The 24,204-nt window shown below is 72.6% G+C and carries 20 protein-coding genes; 6 read left to right on the forward strand and 14 right to left on the reverse strand.

The features are described 5' to 3' along the window. Positions 1-32 precede the first annotated feature (32 nt). The 7 genes from ACWENQ_RS15230 to ACWENQ_RS15260 form a co-directional block, all read right to left on the reverse strand. Positions 33-1,670, reverse strand: a complete 1,638-nt coding sequence (locus ACWENQ_RS15230) for an ABC transporter (RefSeq protein ID WP_452414620.1) — start codon at positions 1,668-1,670, stop codon at positions 33-35. After that, entirely contained in the window at positions 1,667-4,765 is a 3,099-nt protein-coding gene (locus ACWENQ_RS15235; RefSeq protein WP_452414622.1) for a dynamin family protein, read from the reverse strand. Before ACWENQ_RS15235 ends, ACWENQ_RS15230 begins: the two co-directional genes overlap by 4 nt. A 557-nt stretch (positions 4,766-5,322) precedes the next feature. After that, positions 5,323-6,555: a uroporphyrinogen-III C-methyltransferase gene (gene cobA, locus ACWENQ_RS15240; protein WP_354915054.1), complete on the reverse strand. Its 1,233-nt coding sequence runs from the start codon at positions 6,553-6,555 to the stop codon at positions 5,323-5,325. Between the two features lie 64 nt (positions 6,556-6,619). Further along, a complete protein-coding gene (cobT, locus tag ACWENQ_RS15245) occupies positions 6,620-7,723 on the reverse strand; it encodes a nicotinate-nucleotide--dimethylbenzimidazole phosphoribosyltransferase (protein ID WP_452414624.1) in 1,104 nt (367 codons plus the stop codon). Beyond that, positions 7,720-8,583, reverse strand: coding sequence for a sirohydrochlorin chelatase (locus tag ACWENQ_RS15250; protein WP_354915060.1), 864 nt, complete (start codon positions 8,581-8,583; stop codon positions 7,720-7,722). Before ACWENQ_RS15250 ends, cobT begins: the two co-directional genes overlap by 4 nt. Before the next feature lie 57 nt (positions 8,584-8,640). Further along, on the reverse strand, positions 8,641-9,801 hold the full coding sequence (locus ACWENQ_RS15255) for a bifunctional cobalt-precorrin-7 (C(5))-methyltransferase/cobalt-precorrin-6B (C(15))-methyltransferase (protein WP_452414626.1): 1,161 nt from the start codon (positions 9,799-9,801) through the stop codon (positions 8,641-8,643). A gap of 117 nt (positions 9,802-9,918) precedes the next feature. Beyond that, positions 9,919-10,998 carry a GNAT family N-acetyltransferase gene (locus ACWENQ_RS15260; RefSeq protein ID WP_449919492.1) on the reverse strand — a complete coding sequence of 360 codons (1,080 nt, stop codon included), beginning with the start codon at positions 10,996-10,998 and terminating at the stop codon, positions 9,919-9,921. A 310-nt stretch (positions 10,999-11,308) separates the two neighbouring features. Between ACWENQ_RS15260 and ACWENQ_RS15265 the strand changes: the two genes are divergently transcribed. After that, positions 11,309-12,322: a baeRF2 domain-containing protein gene (locus ACWENQ_RS15265; RefSeq protein WP_449919489.1), complete on the forward strand. Its 1,014-nt coding sequence runs from the start codon at positions 11,309-11,311 to the stop codon at positions 12,320-12,322. On the opposite strand, the gene ACWENQ_RS15270 is transcribed toward ACWENQ_RS15265, so the two are convergent. From ACWENQ_RS15270 to ACWENQ_RS15280, 3 genes are read right to left on the reverse strand one after another with little or no spacing between them, the layout of a single operon-like run. Continuing rightward, positions 12,312-12,893, reverse strand: a complete 582-nt coding sequence (locus ACWENQ_RS15270) for a LutC/YkgG family protein (protein WP_449919487.1) — start codon at positions 12,891-12,893, stop codon at positions 12,312-12,314. The two genes, ACWENQ_RS15265 and ACWENQ_RS15270, sit on opposite strands and share 11 nt — an antisense overlap. Beyond that, on the reverse strand, positions 12,890-14,299 hold the full coding sequence (locus tag ACWENQ_RS15275) for a lactate utilization protein B (protein ID WP_449919484.1): 1,410 nt from the start codon (positions 14,297-14,299) through the stop codon (positions 12,890-12,892). The genes ACWENQ_RS15270 and ACWENQ_RS15275 overlap by 4 nt, the downstream gene beginning before the upstream one ends. Further along, positions 14,296-14,982 (reverse strand): (Fe-S)-binding protein, encoded by a 687-nt coding sequence (locus tag ACWENQ_RS15280; RefSeq protein WP_449919482.1) that lies wholly within the window; start codon positions 14,980-14,982, stop codon positions 14,296-14,298. The genes ACWENQ_RS15275 and ACWENQ_RS15280 overlap by 4 nt, the downstream gene beginning before the upstream one ends. 46 nt (positions 14,983-15,028) lie before the next feature. Between ACWENQ_RS15280 and ACWENQ_RS15285 the strand changes: the two genes are divergently transcribed. Beyond that, on the forward strand, positions 15,029-15,718 hold the full coding sequence (locus ACWENQ_RS15285) for a FadR/GntR family transcriptional regulator (protein ID WP_452414628.1): 690 nt from the start codon (positions 15,029-15,031) through the stop codon (positions 15,716-15,718). A gap of 184 nt (positions 15,719-15,902) precedes the next feature. Here the strand turns inward: ACWENQ_RS15285 and ACWENQ_RS15290 are convergent, their stop codons facing one another. Then, positions 15,903-16,742: an NAD(P)H-binding protein gene (locus ACWENQ_RS15290; RefSeq protein ID WP_452414630.1), complete on the reverse strand. Its 840-nt coding sequence runs from the start codon at positions 16,740-16,742 to the stop codon at positions 15,903-15,905. A 64-nt stretch (positions 16,743-16,806) separates the two neighbouring features. Between ACWENQ_RS15290 and ACWENQ_RS15295 the strand changes: the two genes are divergently transcribed. Beyond that, positions 16,807-17,529 (forward strand): helix-turn-helix domain-containing protein, encoded by a 723-nt coding sequence (locus tag ACWENQ_RS15295; RefSeq protein WP_452414631.1) that lies wholly within the window; start codon positions 16,807-16,809, stop codon positions 17,527-17,529. Here the strand turns inward: ACWENQ_RS15295 and ACWENQ_RS15300 are convergent. Beyond that, complete coding sequence (locus tag ACWENQ_RS15300; RefSeq protein ID WP_449919472.1) at positions 17,526-18,959, reverse strand: sulfatase family protein; 1,434 nt, start codon at positions 18,957-18,959, stop codon at positions 17,526-17,528. The genes ACWENQ_RS15295 and ACWENQ_RS15300 overlap by 4 nt on opposite strands. 88 nt (positions 18,960-19,047) lie before the next feature. On the opposite strand from ACWENQ_RS15300, the gene ACWENQ_RS15305 reads away from it, so the two are divergent. Further along, positions 19,048-20,037, forward strand: coding sequence for an LLM class F420-dependent oxidoreductase (locus ACWENQ_RS15305; protein ID WP_452414633.1), 990 nt, complete (start codon positions 19,048-19,050; stop codon positions 20,035-20,037). A 7-nt stretch (positions 20,038-20,044) separates the two neighbouring features. Here the strand turns inward: ACWENQ_RS15305 and ACWENQ_RS15310 are convergent, their stop codons facing one another. Continuing rightward, positions 20,045-21,976 carry an FtsX-like permease family protein gene (locus ACWENQ_RS15310; RefSeq protein WP_452414635.1) on the reverse strand — a complete coding sequence of 644 codons (1,932 nt, stop codon included), beginning with the start codon at positions 21,974-21,976 and terminating at the stop codon, positions 20,045-20,047. Then, entirely contained in the window at positions 21,973-22,650 is a 678-nt protein-coding gene (locus tag ACWENQ_RS15315; RefSeq protein ID WP_449919463.1) for an ABC transporter ATP-binding protein, read from the reverse strand. The genes ACWENQ_RS15310 and ACWENQ_RS15315 overlap by 4 nt, the downstream gene beginning before the upstream one ends. Positions 22,651-22,820: 170 nt before the next feature. Between ACWENQ_RS15315 and ACWENQ_RS15320 the strand changes: the two genes are divergently transcribed. Together ACWENQ_RS15320 and ACWENQ_RS15325 are read left to right on the forward strand one after the other, a co-directional pair. Further along, positions 22,821-23,471 (forward strand): response regulator, encoded by a 651-nt coding sequence (locus ACWENQ_RS15320; protein WP_449919460.1) that lies wholly within the window; start codon positions 22,821-22,823, stop codon positions 23,469-23,471. Between the two features lie 144 nt (positions 23,472-23,615). Then, positions 23,616-24,188, forward strand: a complete 573-nt coding sequence (locus ACWENQ_RS15325) for a DUF4328 domain-containing protein (RefSeq protein WP_449919458.1) — start codon at positions 23,616-23,618, stop codon at positions 24,186-24,188. The last annotated feature ends 16 nt before the right edge of the window (positions 24,189-24,204 follow it).

Here is a 24,204-nt window from a genome sequence, read left to right on the forward strand (position 1 = left end):
CGAGCATCCGGAGGAGGGGGCAGCCGGGAACCTCAGCCCGACAGTGCCTTCATCGCCGTGTAGAACTCGTGGTGGCGGGCCAGCTCCCGCTCCACGGGCTCCACCACCATGGTCTCCGCGATGCCCGCGACCCGCCTGCGCATCTCCCGCTCCAGCCGGTCTCGCTCGTTCGCCGCCCCGAGCGCCACGAAGTTCCTGGACGCCATCGCGGACAGCGCCCCCAGTCCCAGGACCGAAGCGGTCATCAACCCCACCCACGGCAGCGTCGCCGCGTCACCGAACAGCGCGAACGGCTCGGGCAGCCGACCGGCGGAGAACACGCCGTACGCCAGCGCCACTCCCATCCACGCCAGCCCCGCGACGAAGGCGACGACGAGCAGGTACTGCCACAGCCGCAGCAGCCGCCACCACACCGGCACCTTGTCCAGCTGCGGCGCGACCTCCGACAGCTCGTCGGACAACGCCTCGGGCAGCTGCGCCGCGCGCGACCTGGCCGCGTGGTGCACGGCCGAACGCCACACCTCGTTCATCCCGACGGTGAGGCCGTCGCTCAGCGCCTGGACGGCGTTGTCGACCTCGGCCGCCTGGGCGCTGACCGACCCTCCGGCCAGCGAGCGGACCTCCTCGCGCAGGTCGCCGAGCTTGAGCGTCTTGAGCGGGTCGCCGCCGAAGGCCGCGCCGATCCGGGCGAACGGCCACGAGATCCAGGAGGCCGAGCGGGTGGCGTAGACGCTCTCCATGGCCTCGCCGACCGCCGGAACGCCCACCGCGTCGCAGAGCGCGTCGGTCAGCCCGACACGGCGGGCGGCGTCCACGGTGGAGGGCGCCGACAGGGCGGCGCCGACCGGCATGGCCTGGCTGAGGCGGCGTTCGACGCGGTCGACGTCCGCGTCGATGCGCTGGATGGCGGCCCTGCGCTTGGAGACGGCGTCGGCGATGACGCCCTTGAGGCTGTCGATGCCGCGGCCCGTGACGGCCGAGGTGGGGACCACCGACGGATGGTTGACGCCTTCGCGGCGCAGCAGGTCGTTGAGGTCGATGACCAGCTCGGCCACCTCCTCGGTGGACAGCCGGTCCGACTGGTTGAGCGCGAACACGGTGACCGCCTCGTGCCCGGCCAGTTCGGTGACGTAGCGGCGGTGGGTGGAGGCGTCAGCGTACTTCTGCGGGTCGAGCACCCACACCACCATGTCGGCGAGCCCGATCAGCCGGTCGGCCTCAGGATCGGTGAGGGCTCTGATGGAGTCGTGGTCGGGCAGGTCCAGCAGGACCAGGCCGTGCAGCTGGCTCTCGCCCCTGTCGAGCGCGCTCGCCCTGGCGAAGCGGTGCCGCCACTGGATCTGCAGCCAGTCGAGGAGCGGTGCCGCGCCTTCCTGTCCCCAGACGCAGGCATGGGTGCGGGCGGTGGTCGGGCGGCGCACGCCCGTGGGCGACAGTTCGAGCCCCGAGATCGCGTTGAACAGCGAGGACTTGCCGCTGCCCGTGCCACCGGCCAGGGCGACCACGGTGTGGTCGGACGACAGCTTGAGCCGTTCGCCCGCCCTGGTGAGCAGGTGGACGGCGTCGGCCAGCAGCGTGGCGTCGAGACGCCCCTGCCCCAGCTCCACGACCTTGGACAGCGCGGCCAGCCTGGCTCCCAGGCCGGGCTTGGTGGTGGAGTAGATGCTCATCGTGCGACCTCGAGGTTGTACGTGGCCTGGTAGAGGCGGGTCGCGGCGGCCTCGTCCGGGATGCCGGCGGCGTCGAGCGCCCGCACGTACCGCATGGCCTCCTCGTCGAACAGCATGACGATCCTGGCGCGCAGGTCGCTGAGCGCCTTGGTGCTGATGCTGCGCAGCGCCTCGGCGCCCAGCAGGCTCCTGAGCAGCTTCTGGGGCAGCTCGTCGGCGCTGAACAGGCCCACCATGAAGATCAGCGCGAACGACTCGGCGCCGAGCGAGACGACCTTGGCCGACCGTTTGGTCACGCCGTCGGTGCGCAGCAGCTCGGTGACGTGGTCCTGCCAGGCGGCGACCGCCCGGCCGGTACGGCGGGCCAGCTCGTCCGAGGGCCGGTCGAGGCCCGCGCCCAGCTCCGTACGGCGCCGCCACCGCGCGCCCACCTCGTCGGCCGCCGCATGCGCGGCGGAGGTGATGAGCGACTCGATCGCGGTGCGGAGCGCGGCGCGGAAGGCGGTGATCCGCTCGGTCGGAACCGGTTTGCCCTTCTTGCGGAAGCTGCGGGTCAGGTCACCGGAGCCGGCGAAGTCCTGCCACCTGGCGCGTGCCTCGCCGCGCATGAGGCTGCCGTCGCGCACGGCGTTGTCGATGTACGCGAGCGCGTCCGAGTAGGCGACGTCGACGTCGGTGCGCAGCTCGCCGCGGAAGGCCACCTGACTCTCCAGGTGCCTGGCCAGCGCCGGGACGCGGGTGCGGAAGCTGTTGAGGACGCCGTTCAGCGTCTCCTGGACGGCCTGCGCCCGCCGTTCCTCGTCGACCGACAGCTCGGCCAGCCACAGCCGCAACTCGGTCATGTCGCCGTGGGGCAGCCTGCCGTCGGTGACGGCCGACTCCTCGATGACGAACCGCTCGACGTCGCCCAGGCCGTACTCGGTCAGCATCCGGACGAAGTGCTTGAGGACCACGTCCTTGGTCTTGGGCTGCACGCGCGAGAGCACGATCGCGATCCTGGCGCTGCGCTCCTTGGCCAGGCGCAGCAGGTTCCACGCGGGGGCGTCGGCGTAGCGGGCGGCGGTGGTGACGAAGACCCACAGGTCGGCGGCGTCGAGCATGCGGCGCGCGATCTCGTGGTGCTCCTCGACGACGGAGTCGATGTCGGGGGTGTCGAGCAGCGCGACGCCCTGCGGCAGCCGTTCGGTGGTGACCAGCACGAGGCTGTCGGGCGCAGCCTCCCTGCTCTGCCGCTCGATGCGCTGCAGGCCCGCGAGCAGCTCGCCGTCGGCGAACCAGCCCTCGTCGTCGGGGTGGCAGGCGAGCACGGGGATGCCGGTGGTGGGACGGCGCACGCCGGTCCGGCTGACGTTCTTCTCGGCGAGGGTGTTGACCAGCGTGGACTTGCCCGCCCCGGTGGAGCCGGCGACGACGATCAGGGCGGGCGCGGTGCTCATCCGCACCCTCGGCAGCACGTAGTCATGCAGCTGCGTGAGGATCTCGGTCTGCGCCTTGCGCGCCTCCTCGGCGCCCGGCAGGTCGAGCCCGAACCTGAGGCCGGCGACGGCGTCCCTGAGCGCGTCCAGGGCGGCGGTGAGCGCCTGCGCGGCGGCGTCGGGCAGGTCCTCCTCGACGACCCTCCGGGCAGCCTCGTCGTCTTCCACTGCGATGCCGTCACCGAGGGCAGGCTCGTCATCGAATACGGCAGAGCCGTCGCCGATGGCCAACTCGTCGTCGGCCACGGACCCGGCCTCGGAGTCGCTTTCGACCACGAACTCGACCTCGGCCATGAGCTCGGGCTCGGCCATGAGCTCGGGCTCGGCCATGAGCTCGGGCTCGGCCGCAAATTCGGTGTCGGCCACGGCCTCGGGACCGGCCCCGGCTTCAGGGTCGGTTACGGCCTCGGACTCGGCCACAGCTTCGGGATTGGTCCCGTCCTCGGGATCGGTTGCACCCTCGAACTCGGCGACAGCCTCCAAACCGGTCAGAGCCTCGTAGCCGGTCCCGCCGTCGTAACCGGTCCCGCCCTCGTAACCGGTCTCGCCCTCGGGATCGGCTACGGCCTCGGACTCGGTTTCCTTGCAGTCGGTCGCCTCGAGCTCGGTCACAGCCTCGGGATCGGTGACGACCTCGAAGTCGGCCTCCGTCACCGAATCGGTTTCGGTCAGGGGCTCGGCGTCGAACGCCGGCTCAGCCTCGGTCGTTGGCTCATCCGCGATCTCGTCGGTCGTGATGGCCTGGGAGGCGGCGGTCCCGCGCTCGTCGAGCGTCTCGTCAGCGGCAGGCCTCTCGCTGACGGCTTGGTCGTCGGCAGCCACCTCTTCGGCGGAGTTCTCGTCCCAGAAAGCACCGTCGGCGACCACCTCGCCGAGGGGAGTATCGCCAGCGGGCGTCTCCCCGGCGATCGTCTCACCGAAGGGACTGTCACCGGCGAACGCCTCACCAAAGGAGCCCTCACCAGCGAGCACCTCGCCGACGGGTGTGTCGTCGGCGGGGGTCGCAGCGGCAGGGATCTCGCCGGCGGGTATCGCGCTCGTGGCGGCCGCGCCGATGGCAGGAACGTCGTCAGCCATGGCCTCGCCGCTGGCGGGCGTCTCGAGGCTGGTGCCCTCGCCGGTGGCGATTGCCTCGGCGGTGGCCTCCCCGATGTCCACCGCATCGGGAGCGGCGAGGGGGGCCTCGGCCGGAACCAGGCCGGTAGCCGAGGCGGCCCCAGCGGGCGGCCCTTCGGCGGCGGCCGAGTCGGTGGCCGTGGACTCCTGGCCGGGGACTTCCTCAATGGCAGGCTCGCCGACAGCTGGTGCCCCGATGGAGACCTCGGCAGGCCGCCGCTCGGCGATGCCCGGGTCAGCCGACGGGGACTCGGCGGGCTCGTCGACGGCTGGTGTCCCGATGGAGACCTCGGCAAGCCGCCACTCGGCGATGCCCGGGTCAGCGGACGGGGACTCGGCGGGGTACTCGGTGGTGGTCGGGTCTGCGGCGCCAGGCCTCACGACGCGGGCGGCACGACGATCCTCCGCGGAGCCGGATTCCTCCTGGAGCTCGGACGCGGCGGGATCGGGCTCGACCCCTGGACCGAACGCTCGCGGCCGGGCCCGGAACGCGTCGAACTCCATGGGGTGCGCCGACTCACCCAGGCGCGAAGCCGCCCGCGATGCCGGGGGCGCAGCCGGGTGCGGTCCCGGCTGTGATCCCGGGCCCGAAGCCGTAAGCGATTCCGGGTGCGCAGCCGGAGGTGATCCCGGGTGTGACGCCGGACGTGCAGCCGGGGGCGATCCCGGGTGTGATCCCGAATGCGCAGCCGGGGGTGATCCCGGGTGAGGCGCCGAGGGTGGGGCCGGGCGGGACGGGCTGAAGGCGTCGAAGCCGTCGGAGATCGGTGCCAGCTTGTCGAAGGCGGGCTCGGCGTCCAGGGTGGCGTGGTCGTCCGCCCGGGGCAGGTCGTGCCGGGCGGGACGGGCGAAGGCGAAGAAGGTCTCCCCCGCCGCGTTCTCGTGGTCGTCGGCGGCCGACGCGTCATGGGCGTCCGGCGGGGAGGGCGGCGGCGATGCCCCGTTCGCCTGCCGTATGTCCGCCTGGTCGTCGGCCGCGCGGTCGGGACCGTCGTCGTCCCTGATCGCGCGGAAGTTGAGGGTCTGCTCCCCCAGGGACTCGGGGGCGTCACCAGCCGATCTCACGGCACGCGCTCCGCTCGAACCATCTCGACCTCCTGGCCGATCCGCACGACGTCGCCCACGATGACGATCGCCGGTGGCCGGATCTTGGCCGCTGCCACCCGGTCGGCCACGGTGGAAAGCGTGGCCGTGACGGCCCGCTGGGTCGGAAGAGTACCGTCCTGTACCACCATTACGGGAGTTTCCGGCGAACGTCCGTCGCGGATGAGTGTTTCCGCGATCGAAGCGATACGTTCAACGGCCATCATGAGCACCAGAGTGCCTGACGAGCGGGCCAGTCCGGGCCAGTCGACGGTGGACTGCGGGTGGTCGGGCGCCACGTGCACCGAGATCACGTGGAACTCCTGGCTCACCCCTCGATGCGTGACGGGCACGCCGGCCGCGGCGGGCACCGCGACGGCGCTGGTGATGCCGGGCACCACGGTCACCGGGATGCCGGCGCGGGCGCAGGCGAGCATCTCCTCGCCGCCCCTGCCGAAGACGTAGGGGTCGCCGCCCTTGAGCCGGACGACGAACCTGCCCTCGCGGGCGTGCGAGATCAGCAGCTCGTTGATCTTCTCCTGGGAGAGCGACCTGCCGTAGGGCACCTTGGCCGCGTCGACCAGCTCGACGTCGGGAGCCAGCTCGTCGAGCAGGGCCCGCGGCGCGAGCCGGTCGGCCACGACCACGTCGGCCTGGGCGAGCAGCTGACGCCCGCGTACGGTGATCAGCCCGGGGTCGCCGGGCCCGCCGCCGACCAGCGCGACGCCGACCGGTTTGGTGCGGTTGCGGCGCGCGTCGACGGTGCCGTCACGCAGGGCGCTGACGACGGCGTCCCTGATGCCCGCGGCCCTGCGGGGGTCGCCGCCCGCGGTGATCGCGATGGAGATCTCGTCGACCTTGCCGCTGGCGGGTGTCCACGCGGCGGAGGCGTCCTTGTCGTCGGCGCGCACGCACCAGATCCGCTTGGCCTCGGCCTCGGCGGCGATGGCCGTGTTGACCGCCCTGTCGCTGGTGCAGGCCTGGACGAGCCAGGCACCGTCGCAGTCGCCCACCTGGTACGGCCTGGCCTCCCAGGTGACGCGCCCCGCGGCGATGAGATCGTCGAGGGCGGGGGTGACGCTGGTCGACACGATGGTGATGTCGGCGCCCGCCTCGAGCAGCGCGGGAACGCGTCGCTGGGCGACCCGCCCGCCGCCCACGACGAGCACCCGGCGGCCCGAGAGGCGCAGGCCGAGAAGGTAGGGGCTCATGTCGGCGGATCTCCCGTTCGCGAGGATTGGTATGTCAGGAGGCAAACCTACCGGGTCCGGATTACTAGGGCTGCTTCTCCGTGACACCCGCGGAGTCGAAGGTCGCCACCTCGTGCATCACCCGGACGGCGGCGCAGACCAGCGGGTGGGCGAGCAGTCCTCCGGTGCCTTCGCCGAGCCGCAGCTCGAGGTCGACGAGGGGGCGCAGGCCGAGGTGGTCGAGGGCGGCGGCGTGACCTGGCTCGGCGGAGCGGTGGCCGGCCACGCAGTGGTCGACGACGGCCGGCGCGAGGGCGGCGGCGGCCAGGGCGGCGGACCCGGCGATGACGCCGTCGAGGATGACGGGCACCCGCGCCGCGGCGCCGCCGAGGATGAAGCCCGCGATGGCGGCGTGCTCGAACCCGCCGAGGGCGGCCAGGATCTCCAGGGCGTCGTGCGGCAGGACGGCGCCGCTTCCTTCGGTCTCCGGCGCCTCCGGCGCGGGGGTGAGGCCGTTGACGCGCAGGCCCTCGCGGACGACCGCCACCTTGTGGGCGTGGGTGGCGTCGTCGATGCCGGTGCCGCGCCCGGTGACCTCGGCCGCGTCCTTGCCGGTGAACGCGCAGACGAGCGCCGCCGACGCGGTGGTGTTCGCGATGCCCATGTCGCCCGTGATCAGGCAGCGGGCGCCGTCGGCCACGAGGGAACGGGCCACCGAGATGCCCACCTCGATCGCCTGGACGGCCTGCGAGACGGTCATCGCCGGGCCGGCCGACAGGTCGGCGGTGCCGTAGCCGACCTTGCGGGAGAGCAGGCCCTCGGCGGCGGGCAGGTCCGCGGCGACGCCCACGTCGACGACCGTGACCGAGGCGCCGACCTGGGCGGCGAAGGCGTTGGCGACCGCGCCGCCGGCCAGGAAGTTGCCGACCATCTGCAGCGTCACCTCCTGCGGCCAGGGGGAGACGCCGCGCGCGTGGACGCCGTGGTCGCCGGCGAAGATGGCCAGCGCGGCGGGCTCGGGCATGGGCGGCGGGCAGGTGCCGGCCGCGCCGGCCAGCCGTACCGCGACCTCCTCGAGGGCGCCGAGGGAGCCCGGCGGCTTGGTGAGGCGGCTCTGGTGGGCGCGGGCGTCGGCGAGCGCGGCGGCGGAGGCGGGCGTGATCTGGGCGAGCACGTCCTGCAACGTCATGCGGAGACCCCCTCGGCGAGTTCGAGTGCTTCCTCGTACCGGTCGATGACCACGTCGGCGAGCACCTCGCAGTCGCCGATCACCTCGGCGCAGCGGATGTCGAGGTCGGGGTGACCGGCTCCGTAGGCGAGTGCCTGCGCCCAGACGCGCTCCAGCATGCCGCCGGCGAACAGCAGGTACGGCACGACGATGACGCGGCGGGCGCCCAGGCGGCGGCAGCGTTCGAGACCGCCGGGCACGCCGGGCGGGGTGATGGAGACGAAGGCGGTCTCCACCGTCATGAAGTCGTAGGCGTGGGTCTCCCAGAACAGCCGCGAGACGCGGTGGATCTCGGCGTTGGCGGCGGGGTCGGTCGAGCCCTCGCCGACCAGCACGACCGCGGTCTCGGCCGGCTCGATGTGCTCGGCCGGCTCCTCGACGGGGATGGAGGGCACCACGCGCAGGCGGGGCTTGACGTCGTCGAGGGAGCGCAGCCTGGGCATGTCGGCGGCGGCCTCGGCCAGCCGTTCGGCCAGCAGGGACAGCACGCGCGGGTCGGGCCCGAGGGGACGCCCGTGGTCGTACATCAGCGTGGGATGCCGTTCCTGCTCCAGCGCCATGGCCGCGGGGAAGTCCTCCATGCGGCTGAGGCTGAGCGGCAGCGTGACCAGCCGGTGGTGGCCCCTGGCCACGAGGGAGGCGACGGATTCGCTCAGCATGGGCTTGGCCTTGGCAAGGTAGCCGCCCGAGACCTCGGCGGAGCTGTCCTCCAGGCGGCAACGCAGCCTGTGGACGAACCTTCCGAACTCGGCGGCACCTGTGTCGTCGTGCGAGCCCTGCCCGATGAGCAGCAGCGGCGGCTTCATGAAGGGGATCTCCACGCCTGTGACCTGGGGTTTATGTAGACAAGACACGCGAGGATATCCGATGCGCGCTGGTCATGCACAGATCACTCTGCGTGCGTGCACGACGAAGACGGGGTCCTCGGCGGCCAGCGCGTGGGCGCCGTCGGCCTGCACGACCAGCCGCGATGCCTGGATCTGGGTGCACTCGGCGCGGTAGCCGTGCTCTTTCAGCCGCTGGAGGACGGCGGGCACCTGCTCGACGACCTTGAGCGTGCAGACGAGCCTGGAGGGGACGCGGGCGGCACAGGCGACGATCACGTCGGCGCCGCCGCCGCCGACGTAGACCGCGTCGGGATCGGGGAGCGGCTCGAGCGCGGGCGGGGCCTGGCCGCGGGTCAGCGCGACCTTGACACCCTGGCGGATGACGTTGGTACGCAGCCGGGCGCAGGCCTCGTCGTCGCGCTCGACGGCCATGACGGCGGCGCCGAGCCTGGCGCACTCGACGGCGATGCCGCCGGAGCCCGCGCCGACGTCCCAGACGAGGTCGCCGAGCCTGGGGCCGAGCTTGGCCAGCACGTACGCGCTCACCTCGGACGGCAGGTCGCCGCCGACGGCCCACTCGTCGGGTCCGGGGGCCGCCCCCGCCACCCAGGCGGGCTCGCCGGCGCGATAGAGCGGGTCGACGACGAGGACGACGTCGGGGTCCTTCCACGGCCTGGTGGTGGCCTCGCCCATGCGGCTGTGGGTGACGCGCTCGCCGGGCCCGCCGAGGTCCTCGCAGACGATGAGCGTGCGCGGTGTGGTGGGGGCCAGCTCCCTGGCGATCTCGGCGGGGCCGACGCCGGGGGTGACGATGAGCCCGACCTTGTGGTGGGCGCGGCAGGCGTTGACGACCCTGTTGAGCTGCCCCGGCCCCTCGGGCGCGACGATGAGCGCGTCCTCCCAGCTCATGCCCGCCCTGGCGAAGGCGCGCGTGACGAGCGAGCTGGCGGGGATGACGGCCGGTTTCAGGCCGTGGCCGCGCAGCGCGCGCACGACGCCGAAGAAGCCGGGGTCGCCGTCGGCGAGGACGACCGCGGGGCCCTCGCCCTGTTCGAGATGCTCGTCGAGGAGGGCCAGCAGCTGGCCGCCGGGGACGGGGAGCTTGAAGTGCCGCAGGACCCGTTCGGGACCGGTCACCAGCGTGGCCTGTTGCAGGCAGTCGGTCGCCCTGGCCGACAGCGGCGATCCGTCCCAGCCGATAACCGTGATCATCCGACTCACCGTCCTCCTGACCCAGTGTGTACGGCAAGCCGGGTCACGCGCCATCCTCCGTCCGGGGCGGGCGTCAGTCCAGGGACACGCTCCCCGGGCGCGCGTGGCCGGGGAAGGTCACGGAAGGTCGCCGGGGATCAGCCCGTACACCACGAGGTCCTCCTTGCCGGCGCCGTTGCGCGCCACGCCCTCCCGCGTGAAGCCGGCCTTCTCGGCCACCCGCTGGGAGGCGAGGTTGGAGACGGCGGCCCGGAGCTGGAGCCGCTGGAAGCCCTGCTTGTCGAACAGCCATCTGGCGACCGCCAGCACCGCCTCGCCCGCGTAGCCCCTGCCGCGCGCCCAGGGGGCGGTCATGTAGCCGACCTCGGTGGAGCGGTGGCCCCACTCGGTGCTCTTCAGGTCGACGCTGGCGACGAACCTGCCGCTCTCCCTCTCGACGACCGCCCAGACGATCCCTGCGCCGCTGATGCGGTGCTGCGGGCTCGCCATGAGCGCGTAGAACCTGCCGTGCTCCTCGGTGTAGCCGCGGGGCACGCTGGTGCGCCGCTGGGTGATCTCGTCGGCGGCGGTAGCGGTCAGGTCGGGCACGTCGGCGGCGGTGAGCCTGCGCAGCAGCAGGCGCGGGGTGACCAGCTCGTCCTCGGGGAAGACGTTGGGCGATCCGGTGGATCCGCGCAGCAGGCCGAACACGACCAGGTCGTGGGCGCCGTCGTCCTCGAGCTCGGCGGCGCGCAGCACGCCCTCGTAGGAGAAGCCGGCCTTCTCGGCCACCCGCACGGACGGGCCGTTGTCGAGGTTGGCACGCAGTTCGATCCTGCGCAGCTCGGTGGTCTCGAACACCCAGGCGGCCAGGCCGCGGACCGCCTCGGTGGCGAAGCCCCTGCTGCGGTACAGGGGGTGCACGCCGTAGCCGACCTCGGTGATGCCCGCGCTCCACTGGGTCCTGAACAGGCTGATCGCCCCGACGATACGGCCGTCGCCGTCGACCATGGCCAGGTGGACGCCCTGGCCCGAGCGCTGGAGCTCGTGGACGCCGGTGGCCAGCCAGGCGGCGACGCCGGCGGCCTGGCCGGGGGCGCCCGGCGGGAGGAAACGGTGACCGGCTTCGACGATGGTCGTGATCCTGTCGGCGTCCTCGGGATGGAAGGCGCGCAGGGTCAGCCGGTCGGTGGTGATGCGAAGGCGAGGGTCGAACACGCTCACTTTTCCCCTAAGTGCTCAACGGCGTGCCGAAACCCTACAAGTCCCGGTTTCGCGCGCCGTTCGCACCCCCGGGAGGTCCGCATGGCCGGGCGGCCGGCGGCCGGGCCTTCGCCCGCGGAAGGTCATGTTTGGGGAGGGCCGCGCGGGTAGGGGCGGGATTCGGGCAGCTTGAAAGGGTGAGAACGCGTTGGGACGTGAAAGCGACAAGCACGGGCCCGGACTGGACGATTGCCGGTTCGCCACCATCGCGCAGGTGGCCGAGGCGCTGGGGGTCGGCATCGAGCGGAAGAGGTGGTGAGGTGAGTTGAGGCTCGACTTCATCCGTCCGCTGTACGAGCGTCATGGCCCCTACGTCTCGGTCTACCTCGCGGGGTCGGACGTGGAGGACAGGCGGCGGCGGTGGCGCTCGTTCAGGGACAGCATGGAGGAGGCCGATCGGGACACTCTCGACGCGCTGGAGGATGCCTGGGGCGCGCCGGCCCCCGGGCGGGCGCTGTTCGCCGCGGGCGGCGAGCTCGTGCTGGCCGAGTCGCTGGCCGAGCCGCCGCCGCTGGAGCAGGTCCGCTGGTCGCCGCTGCCGCACGTGACGCCGCTGCTGATGTCGCGGGGCGAGAACGTCCCGCATCTACGGGTCGTGGTCGATCAGGCGGGCGCCGAGCTGACGGTGTTCGGCGGCGGCTCGCCGCGGGTGGCGACCGTCGAGGCGCAGAAGTGGCCCCTGCAGAAGACGGCGCAGGGCGGCTGGTCGCAGAAGGTGTACGAGCGGGCGGCCGAGGAGACCTGGGAGCGCGACGCGCAGGTCGTGGCGCACGAAGTGGACGAGCAGGTGCGCAGGATCGGCGCCGAGCTGGTCGTGGTGGCGGGCGAGCCGACGTCGCGCTCGCAGCTGTGCGACCACCTGGGCACCAAGGCGGCCGACAGGGTGATGATGGTGGAGCACGGCAGCCGCGCCGACCACGGCCGGTTCACGCAGGACGCGGAGAACGCGCTGGACACGTGGCTGGAGCGGCGCAGGGCCGACCTGCTCGACCGGCACAGGGACAACGCGGGCCCGGTGGGTTTCGGCCAGGTGGCGCGGGCGCTGCGGGAGGGGCGGGTGCACGCCGTCCTGTCCCCCGGCGAACTGCCCGACCTGATGTGGATCGGCCCGGGCGGCACCCAGCTGGCCACCGGCGCCGACGAGCTGCGCCGGTGGGGCGTGGAGGGGCCGGTCCGCGAGCGCGCCGACTCCGCGCTGGCCAGGGCCGCCGCGATGACCGACGCCGAGCTGTGGTTCGCGCCGGAGGTCAAGGAGATCTCGGCGGTGATCAGGTACTGACGATCACCTCGAGGGTACGCGGGCCGTGCACGCCCTCCACCCGGTTGAGCTCGATGTCGCTGGTCGCCGACGGCCCGCTGATCCAGGTCAGCGGCCGTGCGGGGTCGAGCCTGGCGACCGCCTCGGGGACGCTGGAGACGATCTGGTCGGCCCGCACCAGGCACAGGTGGTAGTCGGGCACCAGGGTCAGCGCCCTGCGGCCCTGGTCGGGCCCCGCGTCGAGGACGATGGTGCCGGTCTCGGCGATGGCGACCGCGCATCCGGTGGCCACGCCGTCGGCCGTCAGCAGCTCCTCCTCCCCCACCGCCTGCGCCACGGCCAGCGGGCCCTGCCCTCGTACGGCCGGCGGGACGATCACGCGCCTGCCCGCCGTCAGCTCGGCCACCAGCGCGGGCACCTCCGCCGAGGCGACGACGTGGACGATCGCCCGGTAGTCGCCGACGCGCTCGGCGAAGCGGGCGACCAGGTCGTCCACCGGTATCGAGGTGCGGTAGCCGCGGGGGACGGCCACCTCGGGGGCGCCCTCCACGGCCCTGCGCACCCGGTCGAGGATCTCCTTGCGGGCGCTCATGAGCTCGCCTTCCCTTCTCCGCTCCGCTCCTGGCGGGCCCACCAGTCCCTGAACGACTCCTCGGGGATCTCCGGCAGGTCGCGGGTGTCGGTCCAGGCCGACAGGGGGCCCGGCAGCCGACTGGGGGCCAGCCTGCGGAAGCGCGTGGCCAGGCGTTGCGCCTTGGCCAGCCGTACCTCCTTGGCCAGCACCCAGCCGGCGGCCCGCATGCCGGCCCGCTCGGCGCGCGGGTGGGCCACCTTGGCCCGCAGGTCGACCAGCACCTCGGGGATGTCGATGGCCACCGGGCAGACCTCGAGGCAGGCCCCGCACAGCGACGAGGCGTAGGGCAGGGAGGCGTCGAGGTCGGAGCCGAGGCCGCGCAGTTGCGGGGTGAGGATGGCGCCGATGGGCCCGGGATAGACCGAGCCGTAGGCGTGGCCGCCCGCGCGCTCGTAGACGGGGCAGACGTTGAGGCAGGCCGAACAGCGGATGCAGCGCAGCGCCTGGCGGCCCACCTCGTCGGCCAGGACGGTGGTGCGGCCGTTGTCGAGCAGCACCAGGTGGAAGGTCTGGCCCTCGGTGGATCCCGTCCAGGTGGAGGTGTAGGGGTTCATGCGCTCGCCGGTGGAGCTGCGCGGCAGGAGCTGGAGGAAGACCTCCAGGTCACGCCAGGTGGGCAGCACCTTCTCGATGCCGACCACGCTGATCAGGGTCTCGGGCAGGGTCAGGCACATCCGGCCGTTGCCCTCCGACTCCAGGACCACGCAGGTGCCGGTCTCGGCGATCACGAAGTTGGCCCCGGAGATGGCGACCTTGCTGCGCAGGAAGCGTTCGCGCAGGTGGAGCCGGGCGGCCTCGGCCAGCGCGGCGGGTTCGTCGGTGAGGTCGCGGGGCGCGTCGCCCATCCTGCGCAGGAAGATCTCGCGGATCTCGGCGCGGTTGCGGTGGATGGCGGGCACCAGGATGTGGCTGGGGTAGTCGTCGCCGAGCTGGACGATCAGCTCGGCCAGGTCGGTCTCGAACGCGGTGATGCCCTCGGCCGCCAGGTGCTCGTTGAGGCCGATCTCCTGGGTGGCCATCGACTTGACCTTGACGACCTCGTTCTCGCCCGTCCGCCTGACCAGGTCGGTGACGATGCGGTTGGCCTCGGCGGCGTCGCGGGCCCAGTGGACGTGGCCGCCGGCCCGCTGGACCGCCTCCTCCAGCTGGACGAGGTAGCGGTCGAGGTGGCGCAGCGTGTGGTCCTTGATCGCCTTGCCGGCGGCGCGGAGCTCCGGCCAGTCGGGCAGCTCGCCGACCACGGTGGCCCGCTTGCCGCGGATCGTGTGGGTGGCCTTGCGAAGGTTGTAGCGCAGCTGTGAGTTCTGTACGGCTTTCGCGGCGTTCGTCGGGAAGTCGCCCGGCATGCCGATGAAGACGCTCATCGCGCGTCCAGGATCTCGGCCAGGTGCATGACCCGCACCCCCGTCTTCTGGCGGCGCATGGTGCCGCCGATGTGCATGAGGCAGGAGTTGTCTGCGGCGCAGAGCACCTCCGCGCCGGTGTCCATCACGTTGCGGACCTTGTCGGCGCACATCGCGGCCGAGATCGCCGGGTTCTTCACCGCGAACGTGCCGCCGAAGCCGCAGCACTCCTCGGCGCCTGGGAGCGGGACCAGCTCCAGCCCCCGCACCCGCCGCAGCAGCCGCGTCGGCTTGTCGCCGAGGTGCAGCCCCCTGAGCGAGTGGCACGTCGGGTGGTAGGTCACCCGGTGCGGGAAGGCGGCGCCGACGTCCTCCACCTCCAGCACGTCGATCAGGAACTCCGACAGGTCGTGCACCGGCGGCGGCGCCACGCCCAGTCGTGGGTACTGCTCGCGCACCATCGCCGCGCACGAGCCCGAGGGGGTGACGACCGCGTCGTAGCCGTCGAACACCTCCGCGAAGCGCCGGGCCAGCCGTTCGCCCTCGGCCCGGTAGCCGGTGTTGAGGTGCATCTGGCCGCAGCAGGTCTGCGCCTGCGGGAAGTCGACCTCGCACCCGAGGCGGCGCAGCAGGGACACCACGGCCTTGCCCGTGCCGGGAAAGAGCGTGTCGTTGACACACGTGATGAACAGGGCGACTCGCACGGCACTCCCTTCAAAGTATGGTCTGACCATAGTATGGTCTGACCATATGAGGAAGCCCCGGACCTTCGAGGACGTCATCGCCAGGATCGAGCGGCGCATCGCCGACGACGGGCTCACCGTCGGCGACCGGCTGCCGGGCGAGCGCCAGCTGGCCGAGGAGCTCCAGGTCGGCCGCTCGTCGGTGCGCGAGGCGCTGCGCGTGCTCGAGACGCTCGGCGTGGTCTCCTCGCAGGCGGGCCGCGGGCCCGACGCGGGCGCGGTGCTCACCTCCAGACCGGAGAGCGCGCTGGCCGACCTGCTCCGGCTCCACCTCGGTACGGCTTCGCTCTCGCTCGGCGAGGTGATCGCCACCCGCCTGATGATCGAGCAGTGGGCGGTGCAGCACGTCGACGCGCCCGAGGGCCTCGAGGTCATGCGCGCGGCGCTGGAGCAGATGGAGCGGGCCGGTGACGCCCGCTCCTTCGTCGACCACGACGTGACCTTCCACCTCGGGGTGGCGCTGCTGTCGGGCAACCGGCTGCTGGCGGCGACCATGCGGGCGCTGCGGCAGACCATCCACGCCTACTCGGTGGCCGCGGTGGAGGCGGCCGGGCGGACCGACGTGCTCATGGCCGACCACTGGCGCATCTACGAGCTTGCCGCGGCCGGCGACGGGCGGGGCGCCGCCCAGGCCGTCGCCGACCACCTGGCGCACGCCTACCCGGCCCTCACCACACCACCGCCCCCGACCCCCTGACCACCACCCGGCCTGACCCACCACCGGCCTGACCCACCACCGGCTTGACTCACCACCGGCTTGACTCACCACCCGGCGCCTGGCCCTCCGGGGTCCAGCGGTGCGGTCCGGCGTTGGGGTCGAGCGGCGGGGTCGGGCGGCGGGGTCCGACGGCGCGGTCCGGGGGTGGGGCCCGGCGGCGGGGTCACTCGAAGGCGGCGCGGTGGTCGCGGACCCAGTCGGCGAAACGCCGCGGCGCCCGCCCCAGCACGGCCGCCACGTCGCCGCTGAGCCGCTCGGCACCGCCCGCCGCGACGAACGCGGCCCCCGTCATGGCCACCTCCACCAGGAGCGGCTCGGCGCCCGAGGCCAGCATCCCCTGCCTGGCCGCCTCCAGCGGGATCTCGACCGTCGTCACCTCCCGGCCGAGCACCTGCCCGAGCACGCGTGCCTGCTCGGGCACACTGATCACCTCGGGCCCGGTCAGCTCGTAGGTCATGCCGTCGTGCGCCCCGCCCGTCAGCGCCTCGACCGCCACCTCGGCCACGTCACGCGGGTCGACCACGCCCTGGCCGCCCGAGCCCGTCGTGTTCGGGATCGGCTCGCCCGCCCTGACCGCCTCGGCCCACATCAGCGCGTTACCGGCGAACCCGGCCGGGCGCAGGATCGTCCACGCCATCCCGCTGTCCCTGACGGCCCGCTCGCCGTGGTGGTGCCAGGAGCGGATGTCCTTCGCGTCGTCGGTCTCCCCGGTGCCGATCGCCGAGATCTTCACGATCTTCTTCGTGCCGGCCCGCCCGGCCGCCGCGACCAGGGCGAGGTCGTGTTCGGGCAGCTCACGCCCGAAGGCCGTCAGCGACAGCACCGTGTCCACCCCTTCGAGTGCCCTGTCCAGCGAGGCGGGGTCGGCGAAGTCGGCCTTCACCGCCCGCGCGCTCAGTTTGGCGGGGTCGCGCGTCATCGCGAGCGCCTGCTCGCCTCTCGCGGCCAGCCGCCTGAGGACTTCACTTCCGATGGTGCCCGTGGCACCCGTGACCAGGATCATGCCTCCTACGCTCCCGTCAGGGAGCCGCCCGCCGATAGGAAAAATCGGCACCTAGGGTGGTGGCGTGAGCGTTCGGGCCGAGCGGATCGGCGAGACGGCGGCCGGCGGCCTGGGCGAGGTACACGTGCGCGAGCCCGACCCGGCCGCCGTGCTGGCCTTCCGCACCACCATCGACGGGCGCGGCGACCTCATGGTGCTCGGCCCGCGCACCCGCGCCTCCTACCTCGCGCCGAAGGAGCTGTCCCGCTGCGTCACCGTGCGGCTGCGCCCCGGCAGGGCGCGGGCGGTGCTCGGCGTGCCGGTCAGCGAGCTGGTCGACAGGATCGTGCCGCTGCGCGAGCTGTGGGGCGCCGCGGCCGACCGGCTGGCCGAGGAACTGGCGGCCGCTCCTGGCCACGAGGCGGCCATGGTCGAGGCGGCCCTCCTCGACCGGCTCTCCGCCTGCTCGACCGCCGAGCTGTCGCGGGCCGCGCTGCTGCAGGCCGCCGCCGACCGCCTGCCGTACGCGAGGGTCCCCGAGGTGGCCAGGGACCTCGGCGTCAGCGAGCGCCACCTGCGCGACCTGTTCACCAGCGGGGTGGGGATGCCGCCCAAGCGGTTCGCCCGCCTCGACCGGGTGCGCGGCGTGCTGGCCCGCGCCGCCGCCGGCGGCTGGGCCGCGCTGGCCGCCGACGCGGGCTACTACGACCAGTCGCACCTGACGGCCGAGTTCCGTTCCGTGATGGGCGTCTCCCCCGGCGCGTTCGTCGCCGGCGACCTGCCCGCCGCCGTGGCCTGCTCCGCCTAGCGCTCCCAGGCGTCGGCCGTACGGCAGGTCGCGCCCGAGCACGTCCGCATCGCGTCCAGGCGGGCCTGGAGGTTGCTCAGCAGTTCGGGGGGCGCGGTCGCGGCCAGGTTGTTCAGTTGGTAGGGGTCGGTGGTCAGGTCGTAGAGCTGGGTCTCCCCCGTCACGTACTTCACATAGGTGTGCGTGGCGGTGCGCAGCGCCGCGTAGGCGGGTGTCAGCGTCTGCCGGTTGGCGGCCTGGTTGGTCGGCCTGGCGAACTCGATCAGCGCGTTGCGCCGCCAGCTCGGCGGGTTGAGCCCGCGCAGCAGGGGCACCAGCGAGCGCCCCTCGGCGAAGGCGGGCGCCGGGATGCCGGCCAGTTCGGCGAAGGTGGGCGCGTAGTCGACCGGCTGGGTCAGGGCGGTGATGGTGGAGCCGGGCGCGACGCCGGGGCCGCGCACCACCAGCGGCACCTTGACGGCCTCCTCGAACGGCGTGGTCTTGCCCAGGCGCAGCCGGTGGGTGCCCAGGTGGAAGCCGTTGTCGGAGGCGAAGAAGATGTAGGTGTTGTCGAGCTTGCCCGCCGCCTGCAGGGCGGTGACGACGGTGTTGACCAGGTCGTCCACGCCGAGCATGGCGCGCAGCCTCGCCCGGTGGCGCTCGTCGATGCGTTCCTCGCCCGCCCAGCCGATCTCGGGCAGGTCGCGCAGCCACTGCGGCTCCTTGTGGACGTCGGCCTGGTTGTAGTTGGGTGTCCGGGGCGCCTGCGCGTCGGGGAAGGCGTCGGCGTGGCGGCGCGCGGGGTTGGCCGGGTTGTGCGGGGCGACGGGGGCCAGGTAGAGGAAGAACGGCTGGGTGCCGGGCGCGCTGACGAACTCCTTCGCCTTGCGGGCGAGCACGTCCTCCAGGTAGTCCTCCTCGTCCCAGCCGTACTCGACGAGCCTGCCGTTCTCGTTGAGCGTGTAGTCGTACTCCTCGTAGAGCCGCTTGACCGGCACCGCCCACTGGTCCCAGCCCGGCGGCACGTAGGTGGCGGGCACGCTGGTGCCCGGATAGTGGTTGAGGTACTTGCCCATGAGGCCGGTGCGGTAGCCGGCGCCGCGCATCCAGGCGCCGACCGTGGAGTTCTCCAGCCCGGCCAGGTGGAAGCGGTCGAAGCCGCCTTCAGGGGCGGTGTTGGTCCACACGGTGTGGCTGTGCACGTACTGCGAGCGCAGGAGCGACGCCCTCGAGGGACAGCACCAGGAGTTGGTGACGATGGCGCGGTCGAAGGAGGCTCCCTGCCGGACCAGGTGGCTGGTGATGGCGGGGAAGTTCTGCAGCGTGCCGTACTCGAGGTCGTCGGCGAGGATCAGCACGATGTTGGGCCGCGACTGGCCGGCCGCGCTCGCCGGCATGGCGACGAGTGGCAGCAACAGCAGCAGCACTGCCAGACCCCCCAGCCGCTTCATCAGCACACGGTCTCAACTTCCCCCAACATCCCTCATTGACACCCCTCTCAACAATATTAGAACCTGTTCTCATTTCGGGAGGTATCGCATGAAGTTAGGCCTGAACCTGGGCTACTGGCAGCGACACGCCGACGACGCCACCGAGGTCGTCCAGGCGGCCGAGCGGCTCGGCTACGACTCGGTCTGGACCGCCGAGGCCTACGGCAGCGACGCTTTCACCCCGCTCGCCTGGTACGGCGCGCGCACCACGAGGATCAAGCTCGGCACCTCGGTCGCGCAGCTGTCGGCCCGCACCCCGGTGGCCACCGCGATGACCGCGATGACGCTCGACCACCTCACCGGCGGGCGGCTCCTGCTCGGCGTCGGCGCCTCCGGGCCCCAGGTGGTGGAGGGCTGGTACGGCCAGCCGTTCCCCCGCCCCCTGGCCAGGACCCGCGAGTACGTCGAGATCATGCGCAAGGTGTGGCGGCGCGAGGAGCCGGTCACCAACGAGGGCCCGCACTACCCCCTGCCGCTGCCCGGCGGCCTGGGCAAGCCGCTGAAGCTCATCACGCACCCGCTGCGCCAGGACATCCCCGTCTACATCGGCGCCGAAGGGCCCAAGAACGTCGCGCTCGCCACCGAGATCGCCGACGGCTGGCTGCCGCTGTTCACCTTCCCCTCGAAGATCTCCGATCTCTACGGGAGGTTCCCCGCCGGCTTCGAGGTCGCGGCGATGGTCATGGTGATGGTCACCGACGACGTCAGGGCCGCGCTCGACGGGGTGAAGACGATGCTCACCCTCTACATCGGCGGCATGGGCGCCAAGACGCGCAACTTCCACGCCGACATCATCGGCAGGATGGGCTACGCCGAGGCCGCCGAGCGCATCCAGGCCCTCTACCTGGCCGGGCGAAGGCAGGAGGCCTTCGCCGCCATCCCCGACGAGCTGGCCGACGGCATCTCGCTGGTCGGCCCGCCCGGCAGGATCAAGGAGCGGCTGGAGCTGTGGCGGGCCTCGCCGGTGACGAACCTGCTGGTGATGGGCCCGCGTGACGAACGGTCCCTGACGATCGTCCGCGACCTGGTGCTGGGTTAAGTCCCGCTCAGTCGGGACGCGGAGCGGGGTCCTCGGTCACCGAGCGCAGGAGCGGCCTGCTCAGCGCGCCCGCGCCGACCACGCCCGCGAACCCGGCGCCGACGCACACCGCCAGCGTGACCGCGCCCGAGATGTTCGGCGAGACCAGCATGAACGGCGAGGCGCAGAACGCGCCCACCAGGATCGAGCCGCCGCCCATCACCACGAGCGGGACCAGCGTCTCCGACCTGCGCGCCCTGTCCAGCACCTCCAGGGGCGTGCCCGCCAGCCTGAGCAGCGCGTAGGTCTGGCGGCGGTCCAGGACCGAGGAGGCGGCCGTGATGCCCGCGCTGGCGATCGCCACGAGGAACGACACCGACAGCACCACGATGGTGCCGGTGGCGATGTCGTCGAGGAGTTGCGCGCTGAAGTGCTGGTCGTCGGCCTCGCTGGTGGCCGAGTGGCCGGGCACGAGCCCGTCGAGCGCGGTGCGCGCCTTGTCCACGTCCGCCCTGCCCACGGCTGCGAGAACGAGCGTCTTCTCCTTCGTCACCGTCGCCCGCACGCCCGCCTTCTCCAGCCGCCGCCGCGCCTGGTCGGCGACCAGGGTCACCTCGGTCCGTGGCACGGAGAGCCTGAGCCGCTCGTCGCTCACCCGCCCGGCGAGCGCGTCACCCGGGCTGAGCAGACCGAGGAAACCGGCCACGAAGCCCGTCAGCGCGACACCGCTGACCGTCCGCCACGCCGCCCGCGGATCGTCGACCAGCCTGCGCCCCGCCAGCAGCTTCGCCGGGCGTCTCGCCCGCTTCGCGGTGACCTTGCCGATCAGCGCGACGACCCAGGGGCCGACCAGGTTGATGCACAGGAACGCCAGGCCGAGCACCGCCGCGACCACGCCCACGCCTGCGTTCGTGCTCAGCAGCGGCACCGCGGCCAGCACCGCGAGCAGGGCGATCACCCTGACGAACCGCATCGCGGGCGGCGTCTCCCTCTTGGCCACCCCGAGCGGGCTGACCACGACCCTGCGCAGGCCGACGATCGCCGACACCCCCACCAGCAGCGGTACGGCCAGCAGCACCGCGACCACCACGAGAGGGACCGGCAGCAGGTCGCCGGCGAACCACGGTCCGCCGCCGATCCTGATGGCGGTGAGCAGCGGGACCGCCGCGCCGTACAGGACGGTGCCGAGCACGGCTCCGGCGAACGCGACGATCACCGCCTCGGCCACGGTCATCGCCACGACCTGGCCGGGGGTGGCGCCCACCAGCCTGAGCGCGGCGAGACGCTGGTCACGGCGGGCCACGGTCAGCCGCGCCGCGGCGCCGCCGAACACCAGCAGCGGCACCACCATGAGCACGCTGGCGATGAGGGCGAGGATCCGGTAGCCCACCGCGTCCTCCGTCGGCGCGCCGGCCAGCGTCTCGACCTTGGTCGGCGGCACCTCGTCCTGCCACGCCTCGCCGCGGGGAGCGGTCATGGCGGGGTCGCCCGGCCGGTGGCCGACCACCGCGACCAGCTCGCCCGGGTGGACGAGAGCCTCGTCGCCGAGCACGCCCTTCACGTTCGGGTAGCGGTCGGCGAGCCGGTCGGCGGGCAACTGCCTGCTCAGCTCCGCCAGCGCGGGCGACAGCCACACCTCGCCGGGAGCGGGGAACCGCGGCAGCCCGGGCGGGACGTCCGCCTTCGGGTCCAGCGCGGCCAGATCCACGACGGTGATCTTCTTGTCCTGGACGTAGTCGTTCCTGGTCGCCTCGACGGCCGTCGCCCTGCCCGTCGCCTGGACGGGGTTGCGCCACGCCCCCCTCTCCGCGCGGCCCTCGAAGGCCACGTTGGCCGACACGGCGAACAGCAGCAGGCCCGTGGAGATGACGACCGCGCCCAGCGTCAGCCAGGTGCCCAGCATGCCGCGGCGCCCGCCACCCCTCAGCAGGCGCCAGGTGAGGCTCATGAGGTTGTTCACCGGCTCACCGCGCTCTGCAGCAGGTTGCCGTCGCGGACCTCCACCGTGCGGTCGCACCACCCGGCCACACCCGGATCGTGGGTCACCACGATGAGCGAGGCGCCGTTGTGCTTGGTGGCCTCCACCAGCAGGCGCATCGTCTCCTGTCCCGTGCTCTGGTCGAGCGCGCCGGTCGGCTCGTCGGCGAACACCACCGCCGGCCTGCTCACCAGCGCCCTCGCGATCGCCACCCGCTGCGCCTGGCCGCCGGACAGCTCGCCCGGCCTGCGGCCCTCCATGCCGCCCAGGCCGAGCGGCGGGAACCACTGCCTCGCCTGCCGTACGGCGTCGGCCCTCGACACGTTGCCGAGCATGAGCGGCAGCGCCACGTTCTCCTCGGCGGGAAGCTCGGGCAGCAGCTGGCCGAACTGGAACACGAACCCGAACCTGGTCCTGCGCAGGGCGCTGCGCTCGCGCTCCTTCATGGTGTCGATGCGCTGGCCGAGCAGGTGCACCTCACCCGCGTCCGGCTTCATGATCCCGGCCAGGCAGTGGAGCAGGGTGGACTTGCCCGAACCGCTCGGACCCATGATCGCCACGGCTTCGCCCGCCTGGATGGTGATGTCCACGCCGTTCAGCGCCACCGTCTGGCCGAAGCGCTTGGCGAGCGCGCGGCCTGCAAGTACGTCGTTCATGGAGAAGACCTTGTCGCGGGGAGAGGGGACGGCGGATCGGCCGTGCGTCCGATCGCCATCGGCCGATCGGCTGATCTCCCCTCTGCCGCCCCACCGCGGCCGGTGCCTGTCTCCTGGACGTCACCGGACAGGACAGATCGCACAATGATCGGAAAGTTAGGCTTGCCCGTGTGACGATTCGTGTGCTCATCGCCGACGACCAGGAACTTGTCCGCACCGGCTTCCAGATGATCCTCGATGCCCAACCGGACATCGAGGTCGTCGGCGCGGTGGCCAACGGCGCCGACGCGGTCGAGGCGGCCCGGCGGCTGCGCCCCGACGTGTGCCTGCTCGACATCCGGATGCCCAAGCTCGACGGTATCGAGGTGACCAGGATCCTGGCCGGACCGGGCGTCGAGAATCCCATGCGGGTGGTCATCGTCACCACCTTCGACCTCGATGAGTACGTCTACGGCGCGCTCCGCTCGGGCGCGACCGGGTTCCTGCTCAAGGACAGCGGACCCACCCTGCTCATCGAGGCCATCAGGGCCGCGGCCGCCGGCGACGCGCTGGTGTCACCCTCGGTGACCGTACGCCTGCTCCAGCATCTCGCCCAGCCCGCCATGGGCGCCACCAAGCCGCTCAACGAGCCGCTCACGGAGCGCGAGCTCGACGTCGTACGGCTGGTCGCCAGGGGCAGGACCAACCAGGAGGTGGCCGCCGAGCTGTTCGTCTCGCTGTCGACGGTCAAGACGCATCTCGGCAGCATCCAGGTCAAGCTCGGCGCCAGGAACAGGGTGGAGATCGCGGCCTGGGCATGGGAGTCAGGCGTGGTCAGCTGATTAACGAGAGGTCTGGCTGGATACATCTGAAGCAGAACCTCAACATGTGTGCCCCGGGGGGAGAGATTCGTGCGCCATGCTCCTTCCGCGGCGAAGCGATCGGCTTCGGCGGTCTATGTGACCCTTGCCGCCCAGCTCGCCGCCATGACCGCTCTTGTGATCTTCGACGAGGTGCGCGGCGGACGGCTCGCCGCCGAGATCATCACTCTGGGTGGTGATATACGGTCGCCGGGAGCGGAAGCGGTGGTCGGCGCGGTGACCCTGTTCGCCGTGCTGATGCTGCTGACGGTGGGCACACTGGTCGCCTCGGCCTCCGCCTACCTCACCTGGCTGGTCAGGGCGTGCCGCGTCAACAAGGTCGCGACCTCCTCCGGTTCGGTGATCGCGGCGTGGCTGCTGCCCGGGATCAACCTGATGGCTCCCGCCGTACTGGTCGACCAGGTGTGGCGGGGCGCCGACCCGCCGCACGACCGCAGAACGCGCTGGCTCGCCCTGGTGGCCGCCTGGTGGACGAGCTGGCTGGCCGCGCTGGCCCTGGTGACGATACGGCTGCCGCTGCGCGGATCGTCGGAGGAGCTGACGGGGCTGAGCGGGCTGGAACTCGGCGTGACGGCGGTGGCGGCGCTGCTGTGCGCCTGCACGGTCCGCGAGATCACCCGGCTCCAGACCGCCGCCTCCCCGGTGCCCCACCTCACCCCGGCTCCCGTGATCCCCTGACCCGCCCGGCGGCATG

The sequence above is a fragment of the Nonomuraea sp. NPDC004354 genome, assembly GCF_053602555.1.

Bases quoted from the DNA above. Each gene is read 5' to 3' on its own strand.
- ACWENQ_RS15230 (WP_452414620.1), bottom strand. From the start codon at position 1,670: ATGAGCATCTACTCCACCACCAAGCCCGGCCTGGGAGCCAGGCTGGCC.
- ACWENQ_RS15235 (WP_452414622.1), bottom strand. From the start codon at position 4,765: ATGGAGTTCGACGCGTTCCGGGCCCGGCCGCGAGCGTTCGGTCCAGGG.
- cobA (WP_354915054.1), bottom strand. From the start codon at position 6,555: ATGAGCCCCTACCTTCTCGGCCTGCGCCTCTCGGGCCGCCGGGTGCTC.
- cobT (WP_452414624.1), bottom strand. From the start codon at position 7,723: ATGACGTTGCAGGACGTGCTCGCCCAGATCACGCCCGCCTCCGCCGCC.
- ACWENQ_RS15255 (WP_452414626.1), bottom strand. From the start codon at position 9,801: ATGATCACGGTTATCGGCTGGGACGGATCGCCGCTGTCGGCCAGGGCG.
- ACWENQ_RS15270 (WP_449919487.1), bottom strand. From the start codon at position 12,893: ATGAGCGCCCGCAAGGAGATCCTCGACCGGGTGCGCAGGGCCGTGGAG.
- ACWENQ_RS15275 (WP_449919484.1), bottom strand. From the start codon at position 14,299: ATGAGCGTCTTCATCGGCATGCCGGGCGACTTCCCGACGAACGCCGCG.
- ACWENQ_RS15285 (WP_452414628.1), top strand. From the start codon at position 15,029: ATGAGGAAGCCCCGGACCTTCGAGGACGTCATCGCCAGGATCGAGCGG.
- ACWENQ_RS15290 (WP_452414630.1), bottom strand. From the start codon at position 16,742: ATGATCCTGGTCACGGGTGCCACGGGCACCATCGGAAGTGAAGTCCTC.
- ACWENQ_RS15300 (WP_449919472.1), bottom strand. From the start codon at position 18,959: ATGAAGCGGCTGGGGGGTCTGGCAGTGCTGCTGCTGTTGCTGCCACTC.
- ACWENQ_RS15305 (WP_452414633.1), top strand. From the start codon at position 19,048: ATGAAGTTAGGCCTGAACCTGGGCTACTGGCAGCGACACGCCGACGAC.
- ACWENQ_RS15315 (WP_449919463.1), bottom strand. From the start codon at position 22,650: ATGAACGACGTACTTGCAGGCCGCGCGCTCGCCAAGCGCTTCGGCCAG.
- ACWENQ_RS15325 (WP_449919458.1), top strand. From the start codon at position 23,616: ATGACCGCTCTTGTGATCTTCGACGAGGTGCGCGGCGGACGGCTCGCC.